Origin of the sequence: Pyrobaculum sp. (genome assembly GCF_049971835.1) — an archaeon.
Taxonomy (GTDB): Archaea; Thermoproteota; Thermoprotei; order Thermoproteales; family Thermoproteaceae; genus Pyrobaculum.
The window spans coordinates 1-12,216 of record NZ_JBMFKV010000050.1; the positions used below are offsets into that span (position 1 = coordinate 1).

Below are 12,216 nucleotides of genomic sequence, written 5' to 3' on the forward strand. Positions count from 1 at the left end.
CACCACTCTATATCTACCTGGGGGAAGGCCACTTATCTCCACTGTGAAGGTGCGGTCCGTGGGAATTAATCGAAATGTGCCGGGGCCGAGTAGGATGAGGTCGTGGGCACCGCTCAGCTTCACCATCTTTATACATGAGACGTAGACAAACCTGTTTATCGTGTAATTGACGCCTAGGTAGTTCACCACTCTTATGTCGAGTGGTTTGTCAGAGATTAGCTCTAGGTATATGTTCAGTACGCCCAGCTTCTGGGTCTCGTTTATTAGATACGGCTTGAAGTACTCCCTCTCCAGGGCGAGCACCGAGGCTGTCTGTAGGTCAAGTGTGGCGTTTTGAGTCACAGCCTTAAAGTTGTAGACTGTGACCGGGTCCTCTGGTCTGGTTCTTTCAACTGTAATGTTAAAGTAGTACACGTAGTCGCCTCCAATCCCTGCGCATCTAGTTATCTCAGGTGGAGAGACGTACAATACGACGCTTAAGACGCGCGACTGCGTCGCGACTGGCGTCGTTGTGGTCTTCGGAGTGTATGTAGATGTGTTGCTCGGCTTTGGCTGTGTGGGGGCCGTGGGCGTCGGGGCTGGAGCACTCGGCGTCGTTGGAGGTGTCGTCGTGTGTACGTACAGCACGTAGATTAGAGAGGCGCCGGCGGCTATGACCAGCGCCAGCGCTATGGTTGTCGCGTAGTTTATTATAGACGTCATAGTGAGGCGTTTACGTACTCCACAAAGTCCTCGACGGCGTCTACGTCGGCCTTGGCTTCTGAGTCTAGGGCGTTTAGGTTAAGTGTGAGGGGCGTGACGGCTATGTTGCCCTCTCTCAGAACTACATAGACGTCTGTGTCGGGCTCGGGGGCTAGGTCCCTGCCGTATAGCCAGTAGTACTTAACCCCCCTGGGGTCTGTCCGCTCCTCCAGTAGCTGTGCGTATCTCAGCTTCGCCGCTTTTACAAGCCGGGCCCTCACCCCCTTCTTGACTCTTTGGGGGAAGTTTATGCTAATCACGTCGACGCCCCGCGGCATCCCCCTCCTCAAGACAAAGCTGGCTGAGGAGACCACTACAGATCCCATTATCTCCAAGGCCTCCTTGTCGTTCAGCACCTCCCCCCAGTCTCCGACGTATGCCGAGTATGCCAGCGCCGGTATGCCGAGGAGCGCGGCTTGAAACGCCGCTCCCAGCGTGCCGGAGGAGAGTATAACCTGTAGCGAGGTGTTGTCGCCTAGATTCACGCCGGACAGCACCAGGTCGTACCTCCTGCCGAGGCCCAGGGTGGCTAGGTAGACGGTGTCTGAAGGTGTGCCGGAAGTGGCCAGCGCCTTGAAGCCGCAGAGGTCGGCCTCGTACATCCGCAGGGGTTTGTGGAGGGTGATGCCGAGCCCCGTCGCAGACTTCGGCGACTCGGGCGCCACCACGTCCACCTCCCCCAGAGCCGCGGCGAATTGGTAGAGAAGCCGCAGGCCCGGGCTGTGGATGCCGTCGTCGTTGGTGACAAGTATCCTCACGTAGGAGGAGGACTAGAGGTATTTATTGGTTTAGACGAGCTGAAGCTCTATCTTGACGGTGTCGGGCACCCTAATCGTCATCAGCCTCCTGAGGACTCTCTCGGAGGCCTCGATGTCGATTAGGCGCTTAGATATGCGCATCTCCCAGTGGTCGTAGGTGTGGTAGCCCTGGCCAGACGGCGCCCTCCTCACAGTCACCACGAGGCGCCTCGTGGGCAGTGGAATAGGCCCCCTGACCTGCACCCCCATCTTCTTAGCCAAGTCGACGATCTCGCGGGCCACCTGCTCCACGTCGGCGGGGTTGGTGCCGTAGAGCCTTATCCTCACCTTCCTCCTCGCGGCTAGAGACATGGCCGTGCTGTAATTCCGAGGTTTATAAACCTTTTCACACACCAACAATTTTATATAGCCCATCCGCGGTTTCTGGGCATGAACAGGCCGCCTAACGGCGTTTACTACATCAAGACGCCGGTGGAGCTCAGGGCATTTATCAACCTGCTTAAAAAGTTTAGGGGCTACGCCACTACCCTAATCACTCTGTACATAAACGCAGAGAGGCCCATGCCCGACGTACTCAACCTACTCAGGTCTGAGTGGTCGACAGCCTCTAACATAAAGGACAAGACTACGAGGACACACGTCCAGGACACCTTGGAGCGGATTACGAATAACTTGAAGGGGGAGGCCAAGGCGCCGGAGAACGGCATGGCGGTGTTCGCAGGCTTCCACATGATTAACCAGGGGAACTACGAGTGGGTTTACTACGTCGTGGTGCCGCCCCAGCCGATAAACACCTTCAAGTACATATGCGACACCGCCTTCCACACCGAGATTTTGGAGGATCAGCTACACGCCGGCGTCGTCTACGGCATAGTGGTTGTGGAGAGGGGGGAGGCCGTGATCGCCCTCCTCAAGGGGGGCCAGTGGGAGGTGGTTAAGACAGTGGAGTTCTTCGTCCCGGGTAAGCACAGCGCCGGCGGCCAGTCGGCGAACCGCTACAAGAGGCAGACGGAGCACCTAGCTGAGACCTTCTATAAACTTGTGGCCGAGGAGGTGAATAAGATATTTCTCCAGATACCCACGCTGAAGGGGATAATCGTGGGCGGCCCCGGCCCCACCAAGGAGGACTTCTTAGAGGAGGGGGGCCTCGACTACCGCCTAAAGGACAAGATCCTAGCGGTCGTGCCGGCTTGTTGCGCCAATGAGTACGGCGTCACCGAGGCCATCAGAAACGCCCAGGAGGCGCTTAAGGAGAGCGAATATGTCAAGGCTAAGGAGGTTATGGACAGGGTTATGTACTACGCGGTGAAGAAAAGCGACTACCTCGTATACGGCAGGGAGAGGGCCCTCAAGGCTTTGGAAACCGGCATGGCAGAGGTGGTGGTGGTGGCGGAGGAGCTGGGCGAAGACGCTGTGCTGGAGGCCGTGATGAAGGCCGAGGAGAAGGGGGTGAGGGTGGAGGTGATACCCCGCGGCGTCGAGGAGTCCAAAACCCTGATGCAGGCCTTCGGCGGCTACGTGGCTATACTATCTACGCCGGTCTGGGTCTTTGAGCAACAGATGGCCCAGGCGGCAGAGGCGGCGCAGTAGAGCCGGCACGCGGCAGTTACCGGGGGGGGGGGGGGGACGCCGCGCGGCCGCCGGCCCGCCGCTTTGTAGAGACCTCGACCTCTCCTATCGGCGTTTGGAGTGAAAACCCTAGAGCTGGATGACTTGGTCGGCTACTTCTTCGAATTCGCCTAGGTGCGACGTTACGATGACTGTGGGGACCACTGAGGTGAGTTCTCGGATTAGTTCTACAATTTTTCTGCGGTGGTGTTCGTCGAGGTGTTCGGTTGGCTCGTCGAACATCATGAAGGGGGCCCCGCCGAGGAGGGCTCTCGCCAGGGCGACTCTCAGCGAGAGGGCGAGTAGGTTCTGCTCTCCCAGCGACAGCAGGCCGTGCTCGATGTAGCCGGTGGGTGTGGCTACCCTCACCACGTAGCGGCCGTTGGAGTCGGCTAAATGCGCCGACTTGAAGGATTCTTTGTGTCTCAGTTTTAGGAATACGTGGTTGAGCTCCTCGTTTATGGCTCGGAGGAGTATCTGCCTAGCCATGGGCTTAACCTCGCCCAGCGCCGCCCGCATGTTCTTGGCCTTGCCCAGCGCGCCGTCTAGCTTCGCGAGCTCCGTCTTGGCCTTCTCCAGCTCCCCAGCTATGGAGCCCAGCTCGCGCTCGGCCTCCTCAAGCTGGCGCCGTAGCGTGTCCACCCGGCCGGATAATATGTTGTACTCCTTGAATTTCTCCTCCAGCTGGCTGTACGTAGCCTCGGTCTCTCTCAGCTCTCTCTCCACCTCCTCCGCCTCCTTCTCCACCTCCCTGAGCCTCTCGCCGACTTCCCCAATCTTGGCCTCGGCCTCCGCCAGCCTCCTCCTCGCCTCCGCCAGCCTCTTCTCCACATCGCCCTCTCTCTCCGCCAGCGCGGTTAGGTAAGCGCGCCTCTTCTCCACCTCTCTCTTCTCGTTGTAGGCCTTCTCCAGCTCCGCCAGCCTCCTCCTCGCGGCGGCGAGGTCCACCTTGACGTAGTCCTTGTTTGCGTGGTAGAGCTTGTCAAGCGCCTCAAGCCTCTTGACCTCCCCCCTCAGCTCCTCCACCAGCTCCGCCAGCCTCCTCTCCTCCCTCTCCAGCCCGGCCACCTCCAGCTCGTGCCTCTTAACAGCCTCTGGGCGGAGGGGGGAGCCGCACACCGGGCACACGCCGCCCTCGGCGCGGCCCGCCAGCCTCACCACGTCTCTAAGCAGTTCAAGCCTAGACCTCACCTCGGCCAGCCGCCTAGTGGCGTCCTCTGCCCTCCTCCTCGCCTCCTCCAGCCTCGCCGGGTCGTAGCTCCTCACCTCCTGGGGCACCCTCTCCGCGGCCGCCACCAACTGCCGGAGTTCGAAATACTCCTTCTCCACGTCGCCGATTTGTGGGAGGCTTCTCAACTCCTCCCTCGCCCTCCTTATCTCCCCCAGCTCCGCCTCTAGACGCTCGATCTCCCTCTCAGCGTCGAGGGAGGTCTGGGCCAGCTCCTCCAGCTTCTTCTCGAGCGCCTCCCTCTCCTTCGCCAGGGAGGCGTGGCGCTCCCTCAGCTTGGCGTACCTCTCCTTCACCTCGGCGTATTGGTTTTTAACAGACTCAAGCCCCCTCAGCCTCTCCTCCAGCTCGGCGAGCTCCCGCCTAAGGGCGTCTACGCGGGTCTTAAGGAACTGGGCCCTCTTCTCAAGCTCCTCGGCTCTGCCGCCCACCCTCTCCCTCCTGGCCCTGAGCTCGTTTAACACCTCCCTCAGCACCTCGTCTAGCTTGTCGAATTCGTCTAGCCTCAGCACCCGGTCTAGGTACTCGGCCTCTTGTAGAATCCGCCGGAGCTCCCCCTGGCGGATGTAGAGTAGCTGTCTATACTCCTCGATCCCCAGCCCCAGCCTAGCGGCGAGCGCGGCGGTTACGTCGCTGTCACCCCTCGCCACCACGGCGCCGTTCACCGCGAGGTACGTGCCGGAGGGGACGGTGCCCCCCTCGCCGAACCTCCTTACCACGAGAAGCTCGGCCCCGGCGTGGACGAGGTGCAACCTCACTTCCCCCGACGTGGCCCCTCTTCTGAGGTAGTCAGACCACCTCCCCCCCACCCTCTTAACCCACTGGGAGCCGAAGAGGGCGACTGAGACGGCCTCCATTATCGACGTCTTGCCTGAGCCGTTTGGGCCGTATATGAAGTTCACCCCCTCGCCGAAGCGTATGGACGCCTTTCCGTGCGCCTTGAAGTTGACAAGTTCAACCCGCCTAATCATACAGCGCCTTGAGCACAAGTCTATAGGCCGCCTCCCGCTCCCCCTCTCTCAGATACTCCATAGCCTTAACCACCACCTCGGCGCCGTCCCCCAGCCTCTCCCGCATCAACCTCCACAACTCCTCCATGGCCGAGCCCCGGAGAGCCACCGCCCTCTGCGGCGCGGAGGAGCGGTCCGCCACGTCTACATGCAACGCCTTGGTGAAGAAAGCCGCCAGTTGCCTAGTCTTCACGCCCTCCTCCAAGGTGCCCCACACCTCCACCCTAACCACCGCACCTGGCTTGTCGAAAAGCCGGGCCGCCTCCTCCACAGCCCTCTGCAACTCGCCGGCGTCCCTTACGTGGAGCCTCACCCGGTAAAGCGGCCTGCTCTCCGGCAACGGTATTGCCTTAAGCGACACCGCCCTCCCAGACACGTCTATCAGAACCGCGCCCTTAGGCGCCCTCTCCTGGCTCTTCTCAAACCCACCGGCGTAGTCCCACGTCTCGAACTCCCCCACGTCCCACACCTCCAGCGACCCCGCCCAGACGGCACCCAGGGGGTGCCTAGCGAAGTGGTCGTGGACGTGCCCGGCGGCTATGTGGAGGTGGGAGAGCCCCTGGAAAACCGACTGGGGCATTGTGAAGTCGTCCTCCTCGGCCGGGTACCTCGCCCTTACCCCCTCGATGGCTTGGTGGATGGCTAAGACGGCGCCGGGCGGGGCCCTCTGCAACAGCCTCTTGTACTCGCCGGCGTAGTCCCGTGGCGTGGCGCATGCACCGAATATCCACACGCCGCCTAGATCCGCTGAGTCCCAGCACAACAGCCTCCCCAGCCTCAGCCTGTCGAGCAACTTCAACACGGTATCCACGTGGCAGTGCCCCCCGGCGCACCCCTCCGCCTCAGCCCTATACCGCACGTAGCTGAAGTCGTGGTTCCCCCCGATGAGGTATATGGGCACCCCGACGCCCTCCACCGCCTCCACGAAGCGGAGCACCGCCCTCGTCGGGGGCCTCCTCGTGTCGAAGAGATCCCCCGTCACCAACACGGCGTCTGCCGACCTCCCCCTCGCCAAGGCCTCGCGGAAGGCATTGTAGTAATCCTCCTCCCTCTCCGGGAGGCCGTACTGCGCCCTCCCCAGGTGGGCGTCGGAGATGTGTAGAATCTTCATAAAACCTCCACCACCTCCTCCAGCGCCTTGTAGACGTGGTGGCAGGGCCTCCCCGCGCCGCAGACGCTACACGTGGGCCTCCCGTCCTCCACCACCACCTCCACCTCCCTATCCCCCTCCAGTAGCTTCACCTTTATGCGGCCTCCCTCCCTCAGCTTCTGCACCACCTTGAGCCTCGCCGCGGAGAGCATTACGCCGGGGCCCGGCGCCGAGTTGTACAGCCTCCGCCAGAGCTGCGCCACGTCGGCGGTTTTATCCACCCGCCACGCCTCCGCCAGGTCTATGTCCCCACCGCCGTACTCCAGCACTCTGTCTCTCACCTTCAGCACAACGGGGAGCCTCACCAGGGGCCCCAGCACCACAGCCTCCCCCACGTCGAGCCCCGGGAGGTTCTCCAGAAACTCCTGGGCGAGCAACTCGCTGCTCTCCCTAACGGCCTCCTGATCCCTCGGGTTGACGATGCGCATAATCACCTGGCTCTGGCACTGGCTAATTATGTCGGGGTCCACCTTGCTCGGCCTCTGGGTGATGGCCACTAGGTAGGCCCCGAACTTCCGGCCCTCAGACGCCACCCGGGACAGCGCCTCGTAAGACCTGGTCTTCCGCAGAGACTTAGGCGGGGCGAAGCGGTGAGCCTCCTCTACGAAGAGCACCACGGGCCACGGCAACTTCACCCCCCTCAGCCCCCTCACGTGCCTCACCCTCGCCTGGAACAGTCTGTTGACGAGATGCGCCACCACGTAGTCCTGCACCTCCTCGTTGACCCCCGCCAGGTTGACGATGGTGATGTCCCCCAGCATCTTGGCGAGGGGCGTGGAGCGGGGGGCGAAGACCCCCAGCCTCTGGAGCCTCTTTAAATAAGTCAACGCGCTGAACACAGCGTGGCGATCTTTAGAGGCTAGTTGCTTGAGGTCGGACATGGGGAAGTCCCCCTCTACCTTGTACTGCTGGAACAGTTTGTTAAGCGCGCCCTCCCCCCTCATCGCCGTGTAGAGAACCCGCCTAAGGAAGGCGAGGCCCACGGGCCTGCCGGCGGCCTTCTTGACCTTCTTGGCGTAGGACCAGGCGAGGTATATGGCGTATCTAATCTTCTTAGCGCCGGGGGGCACCCCCGCGGCGTTTGCCAAAGCCTCTGGATCGCTGTCGAGGACGCCGATCTTGTACATCAAGTCCCCCACGTGGTGCTCCGCCACCTTCACCACCCTCGCCGTGTAGGGGCCTAGGCGGTGGATGCTGTCTCTAATTGGGACGTACTCGCCGTGGGGGTCGATAACCACGATCTTGGCGCCCTTCTTTAACAACTCCTCTATGAGGACCACGGAGAACCAAGTCTTCCCGCTACCAGTCGCCGCTATGACTGCAATGTGTCTCTTTATTCCGTTGAGGTCTAGACAGATCTCCACGTCCCGGCTGGCGAGCCTGCCCACGCAGAGGCCGTTCTCGACTCTGAAAAGCTCCTCCACGTCGGCGTCCTCGGCGAGGTAGACGGAGGCGCCTATCCTGGGGGGCTGTTTAGGTTGCCTCAGCTCGCCCCCCTCTACGTAGCCCAGCACCTTCACCACCGCTATCTGCACCTCCAGGATATTCTCAGACACGTCTCTAATTACGCTGTACAGGGGGAGGTCCCTCTTGGCTGAGTAGGGGTCCCGGTACAGCTTGACTATCTGCCCCAGGAGCCGCGCCGAGACGTGCTCCCCCCTCCCCGGATCGTACTCCACGTGGTCAACCACTACGTAGTCGTACAGGCTGATGGGCTTCTCGGGGTCAAGCGTCGCCACGAACTCGAAGGGCGTCGCCGTGGCCACTACGTAGCCGATTCTCATAACCCCCAGGCCATCTTAACCCTCCTAGCCATCCCCAGCTCCTCAGCCATGTTCTTGATGTACACCGCGTACTCGGACAGCTGGCTCCCCTTGAAAGACGCCACGGAGTGGGCATACCACAGCCACGTGTTGTAGTGAAGCGGGTCTCTGTATTGCCTCGCCAAGAGGCCAACCACGTACTCCACCCTCGCAGGTGGGTAGAAGGCCTTTACAGAGGCCCCGTCGAACATCTTAGTTCCATCCGCCGGAACCTCCACCAGGAGGGGGGCGTCGTCCCTCCCCAGCCTCACGTAGAAGAAGTAGATCTTGGGCACCTCCTCCAGGGCCTCCCTTACGTACTCCACCACGTTTTGGCTAAACTGATCCTTCAGCCTGAAGATGAGGGAATCCTCAAGCCTATCCTCAGCCGCCTTCACCAACTTCTCCACTGTGGAGAGCCCCTTGTAGTTCATATACGCGTCGCAACCCCCCACCAGCATGGGGACTGTGTAGTGCCCCTCTGGCAACACCCGGGCGAGTAGCTCCGAATCTGTGACAGAGGGCGTTATTAAGAGGGCCAGCAACCTGGCGCCTTCGTAGTCGTAGGACCTCGCCATCTTGTACTTGTCGAGAAGCTCTTTCCTAAACCGCCGGATCCAGAGGACGGAATACCACTGAAGACCCCTCTGAAACACGTAGTCGCTCCACCGCTCGCTCAGCTTTTCAAAAATGACGTGTTCCTTCAGAAGCTTGTAGCTGTGGTCCTTAGACACGAACACAAGCCTCGCCCCCCTCTCCCGCGCCGTCCTCAAAAGACGCGCCAGGGTGTACAGCGCCGTGGCCAGCTCCGGCACGTAGTACAAGTTCTGGAACTCCCTGGCCAGGATTAGGTTGTGTACAAGCCTCACCACTTTGGCGTACAGCGAGCCGTCCATAAGCAAGACGTCGACGCCGTGCCTCTCCAAAGCCCGTACCCCAGCCAGCGACTCGGCGATTACCAGATAGGCCCAGGGCAGAGAGCTGGAGTCCACAGAGGCCACGTCGGCCATGAACTCCCTCTCGATGAAATCCGGCCCAACAGCGGCGGCTCTGGCGAGGATTACCTGATGCCCGTTGGCGAGCCTCACCACTCCTATCCCCCCGTCCACCCCGGCGGTGCGCGCCTCCGAGGCCTCCCCGCCAACCGCTCTGTACAAGATCTTATCGGCCAACGCGTCGATGGGGTACTCCTCACTAGAGCGTTTTAGCAAATACTCGCGCAACCTCCCCCTAGCCGACGCTATAAACATGTCGAAAAACTGATCCACAGCTATTCTATCTACAAGACTTATATAGCTGGGACATAAGCATACCTCAGGAGAGTAGGCCAAAACTTTCAAAAACCAACGTCCAAAACGCCGGGCCCACGCCGCGCTGGCCCCCAGAGAGGCAAAATATTTTAAGCAAACTCCAGTGAAACATGTGGAGGATTTGCTACAGAGAATTGTACAAGTCCGGAAAGTCTTAGACAGCCTCTTCTTTAAATTCAGCGACGAGGTCACTGCCAGCCTCACCGCCGTCCTCACCAGGGAGAACTTCATCCTCATCGGCCCCCCCGGCACCGCCAAGACGATGCTCGTCGCCTCCACATCGAAGTTGCTCAAAGCCAGGTGGTTCTACAGGTTGCTCACCAAATTCACAGAGATTGAGGAGGTCATCGGCCCCATAGACGTCGTCGAGCTCCTAAAGGGCAACGTCAAGAGGATATACACCAACTCCATCGTCGAGGCCGACTTCGCCCTACTCGACGAGATATTCAACGCCTCCAGCGCCATACTCAACACCATGCTCACAATACTAAACGAGAGGGTGATATACGACGGGGGGAGCATAATACCAGTCAAGACTTGGACGGTCTTCGGCGCCACCAACAGGATACCAGACGAAGAGGAGCTACAAGCCCTCTACGACAGATTTCCCCTCCGCGTCTTCACTAAATACGCCAACCCGGAGGAGACGGAGGAGCTGATCAAAGCCGGGCTTAGGCTGAGAAGGGAGTACGAAAACCTAACCCCCATCATGTCCATGGACGAAGTCAAGAAGCTAAACGAATACGTCCAGAACTACGTCTACGAAAACATGAACACCCTCGTGAAGCACATATCCCCCATAGTCGCCTCATACCTAGACCATGTCGTCATATCAAACCGCACCCGCGTCAAGATACCCCTATACGTCGTCTCCTACCTCACCGTGCTGGGGATAAGACCCCCCGACATAGACGCCGCCGTGGTGAGGGCGGGCACATTAAAGGTGTTGAAATACCTGGTAAAAGACAGGGAAGACCTCTCCGAGTACGAGTCCTTCCTAGCCACCCACATGCCGGGCAACCTCTCGGTGCTCTACGACATGGTCAACGAAATAAAGGCACTAATATCCAACAACGCCCTGTCCATAGCTAAGGAGAAGCTCAAAGAAGCCTATGAACTCTTCGAGAAGTCGGTAGCCGACCCGGTGACCTACCGCTTCTTCCAGGTGGAGATAGAGGAGATTAAATCCACCCTCGAGATGCTGAAGAGCCAGGTATAATGGGCGTCCTCCTCAACGTAGACTATAAAGACGAGCTGACCCGCCTCCGGGTACACGAAATTGTGAAGTACTTCCAGCGCCTTGGCATCCCCCTGAAGCTGGCCAAGATTTCCAACGAGATCATAGCGGACTCCTTCTACATACACTACAGAACTCCCATACTGAGAGAAAACCCCAGCGACGAGGAGGCGCTGTGGCACCTCTTCGTCAAGTCCTACCTATCCACAGAGGTATACCAGGAGATATCAAAAATAAGTAGATACAACTACCAGGTCTCCAAATCCGCCTCGGTAAAGCTCCTAAGAGCCTACAACAGCCTCCTCTCCCGCATAGAGAGAGGCGCCGTCGAGGGCGTAGACGACAAGAAACAAGACATGAGAGAACTCAGCGAAAACCAGCAGCTACGCCAGGAGATCAACAGCCTACTCCGCTTCTACATGGGCAACATTAAAAACATTGAGAAGCTTAGAAAATCCATAACCAAGGCCCTGGGCAACGAGGTGGGCAAAGAGGCGGCCGAGCTCCTGTTCGACATCGACATCGACCCCTACAGAGCGAGGCTAGCCAAGATACTGGAGTCCCTCGTCGAGATGATAGCCGCGGTCCAGCCAGAGGTGGAGCAAGGCGCCGTCGCCGAGAGGCGCGGCGTCATATCGGGGGTCACCAGGATAAGGGCGTACACCGACCTGCAGAAAGCCACAAACCTAAGCAAAGCCATCTACATACAATCCCGCGAGCTGTTCGGCTACAAACTAGCCACGAAATCCCTGTCGATATACGACGTGACGCTCGACACCCGGGAGAAGGTGTACCTACTAGTGGACAAGTCCGGCTCCATGTTCTACACGTTGTACGACGGCGTCGCCATGGACATGACACAGAAAATTACCTGGGCCACAGCTCTCGCCATAGCCCTGATGAGGCGTAGCAAGAAGGTGGTGCTGAGGTTCTTTGACCAGATGGTGTACCCACCCATAACAAATATCAAAGATATTATCAAATCTCTCCTCCGCGTCCTCCCCCTGGGCGGCACCGACATAACAGCCGCGGTCCACACCGCAGTGAGAGACGCAAAACAACAAGGCCTCCACAACTACAAACTAGTCATAATAACAGACGGGGAGGACGACATGGTACATCCAGAGGTGTTGAAAACCGCAAAAGCAACGTTTAGAGACGTCAAGGCCGTCCTCATAGGCGGCTACAACGAAACTATAGAGACCCATCTAAACACAATAAAGATAAATACGGCCAATCCAGAATCATTAAAAACAGCACTAAAAAACATTTAAACACTAAGAAAATTATGACTATGAACTGCGGAGACATAGCGAAAAAACCGCCAATTACCATTACGCCGGATAAGACGGTGGAGGAGGCCGCGGCTTTG

General features: G+C 59.2%; 10 protein-coding genes. 3 read left to right on the forward strand and 7 right to left on the reverse strand.

Annotated elements, in window-relative coordinates; genetic code table 11:
* The 3 genes from ACP5J3_RS06010 to rpsJ all read right to left on the reverse strand — a co-directional run.
* A partial coding sequence (locus ACP5J3_RS06010) for a hypothetical protein (RefSeq protein ID WP_428494844.1) occupies positions 1–702 on the reverse strand: 702 nt, incomplete at its 3' end.
* The gene (surE, locus tag ACP5J3_RS06015) at positions 699–1,499 is read right to left on the reverse strand and encodes a 5'/3'-nucleotidase SurE (RefSeq protein ID WP_428494845.1); all 801 of its coding nucleotides are present in this window, start codon (positions 1,497–1,499) and stop codon (positions 699–701) included. The genes surE and ACP5J3_RS06010, both read right to left, overlap by 4 nt.
* A gap of 30 nt (positions 1,500–1,529) precedes the next feature.
* Positions 1,530–1,850, reverse strand: coding sequence for a 30S ribosomal protein S10 (gene rpsJ, locus ACP5J3_RS06020; protein WP_148682845.1), 321 nt, complete (start codon positions 1,848–1,850; stop codon positions 1,530–1,532).
* 72 nt (positions 1,851–1,922) lie between these two features.
* Between rpsJ and prf1 the strand changes: the two genes are divergently transcribed.
* A complete protein-coding gene (gene prf1, locus ACP5J3_RS06025) occupies positions 1,923–3,089 on the forward strand; it encodes a peptide chain release factor aRF-1 (protein ID WP_428494851.1) in 1,167 nt (388 codons plus the stop codon).
* A 108-nt stretch (positions 3,090–3,197) separates the two neighbouring features.
* On the opposite strand, the gene ACP5J3_RS06030 is transcribed toward prf1, so the two are convergent.
* Genes ACP5J3_RS06030 through ACP5J3_RS06045 form a run of 4 tightly spaced genes read right to left on the reverse strand, consistent with a single transcriptional unit; the run spans position 3,198 to position 9,547 of the window.
* Complete coding sequence (locus ACP5J3_RS06030; RefSeq protein ID WP_428494846.1) at positions 3,198–5,306, reverse strand: AAA family ATPase; 2,109 nt, start codon at positions 5,304–5,306, stop codon at positions 3,198–3,200.
* Positions 5,299–6,456 carry a DNA repair exonuclease gene (locus ACP5J3_RS06035; RefSeq protein ID WP_428494847.1) on the reverse strand — a complete coding sequence of 386 codons (1,158 nt, stop codon included), beginning with the start codon at positions 6,454–6,456 and terminating at the stop codon, positions 5,299–5,301. The genes ACP5J3_RS06030 and ACP5J3_RS06035 overlap by 8 nt, the downstream gene beginning before the upstream one ends.
* Positions 6,453–8,279: a helicase HerA domain-containing protein gene (locus ACP5J3_RS06040; protein ID WP_428494848.1), complete on the reverse strand. Its 1,827-nt coding sequence runs from the start codon at positions 8,277–8,279 to the stop codon at positions 6,453–6,455. Before ACP5J3_RS06040 ends, ACP5J3_RS06035 begins: the two co-directional genes overlap by 4 nt.
* The gene (locus ACP5J3_RS06045) at positions 8,276–9,547 is read right to left on the reverse strand and encodes a DNA double-strand break repair nuclease NurA (protein ID WP_428494852.1); all 1,272 of its coding nucleotides are present in this window, start codon (positions 9,545–9,547) and stop codon (positions 8,276–8,278) included. The genes ACP5J3_RS06040 and ACP5J3_RS06045 overlap by 4 nt, the downstream gene beginning before the upstream one ends.
* Before the next feature lie 172 nt (positions 9,548–9,719).
* Here ACP5J3_RS06045 and ACP5J3_RS06050 point away from each other — a divergent pair, with 172 nt between their 5' ends.
* Both ACP5J3_RS06050 and ACP5J3_RS06055 read left to right on the forward strand, forming a co-directional pair.
* On the forward strand, positions 9,720–10,826 hold the full coding sequence (locus ACP5J3_RS06050; protein ID WP_428494849.1) for an AAA family ATPase: 1,107 nt from the start codon (positions 9,720–9,722) through the stop codon (positions 10,824–10,826).
* A complete protein-coding gene (locus ACP5J3_RS06055; protein WP_428494850.1) occupies positions 10,826–12,118 on the forward strand; it encodes a vWA domain-containing protein in 1,293 nt (430 codons plus the stop codon). Before ACP5J3_RS06050 ends, ACP5J3_RS06055 begins: the two co-directional genes overlap by 1 nt.
* Positions 12,119–12,216: the final 98 nt, after the last annotated feature.

What these genes read in the sequence shown, in the direction of transcription:
- rpsJ (WP_148682845.1), bottom strand. Translation starts at nt 1,850, where the DNA reads ATGTCTCTAGCCGCGAGGAGGAAGGTGAGGATAAGGCTCTACGGCACC.
- ACP5J3_RS06030 (WP_428494846.1), bottom strand. Translation starts at nt 5,306, where the DNA reads ATGATTAGGCGGGTTGAACTTGTCAACTTCAAGGCGCACGGAAAGGCG.
- ACP5J3_RS06035 (WP_428494847.1), bottom strand. Translation starts at nt 6,456, where the DNA reads ATGAAGATTCTACACATCTCCGACGCCCACCTGGGGAGGGCGCAGTAC.
- ACP5J3_RS06040 (WP_428494848.1), bottom strand. Translation starts at nt 8,279, where the DNA reads ATGAGAATCGGCTACGTAGTGGCCACGGCGACGCCCTTCGAGTTCGTG.
- ACP5J3_RS06045 (WP_428494852.1), bottom strand. Translation starts at nt 9,547, where the DNA reads ATGTTTATAGCGTCGGCTAGGGGGAGGTTGCGCGAGTATTTGCTAAAA.
- ACP5J3_RS06055 (WP_428494850.1), top strand. Translation starts at nt 10,826, where the DNA reads ATGGGCGTCCTCCTCAACGTAGACTATAAAGACGAGCTGACCCGCCTC.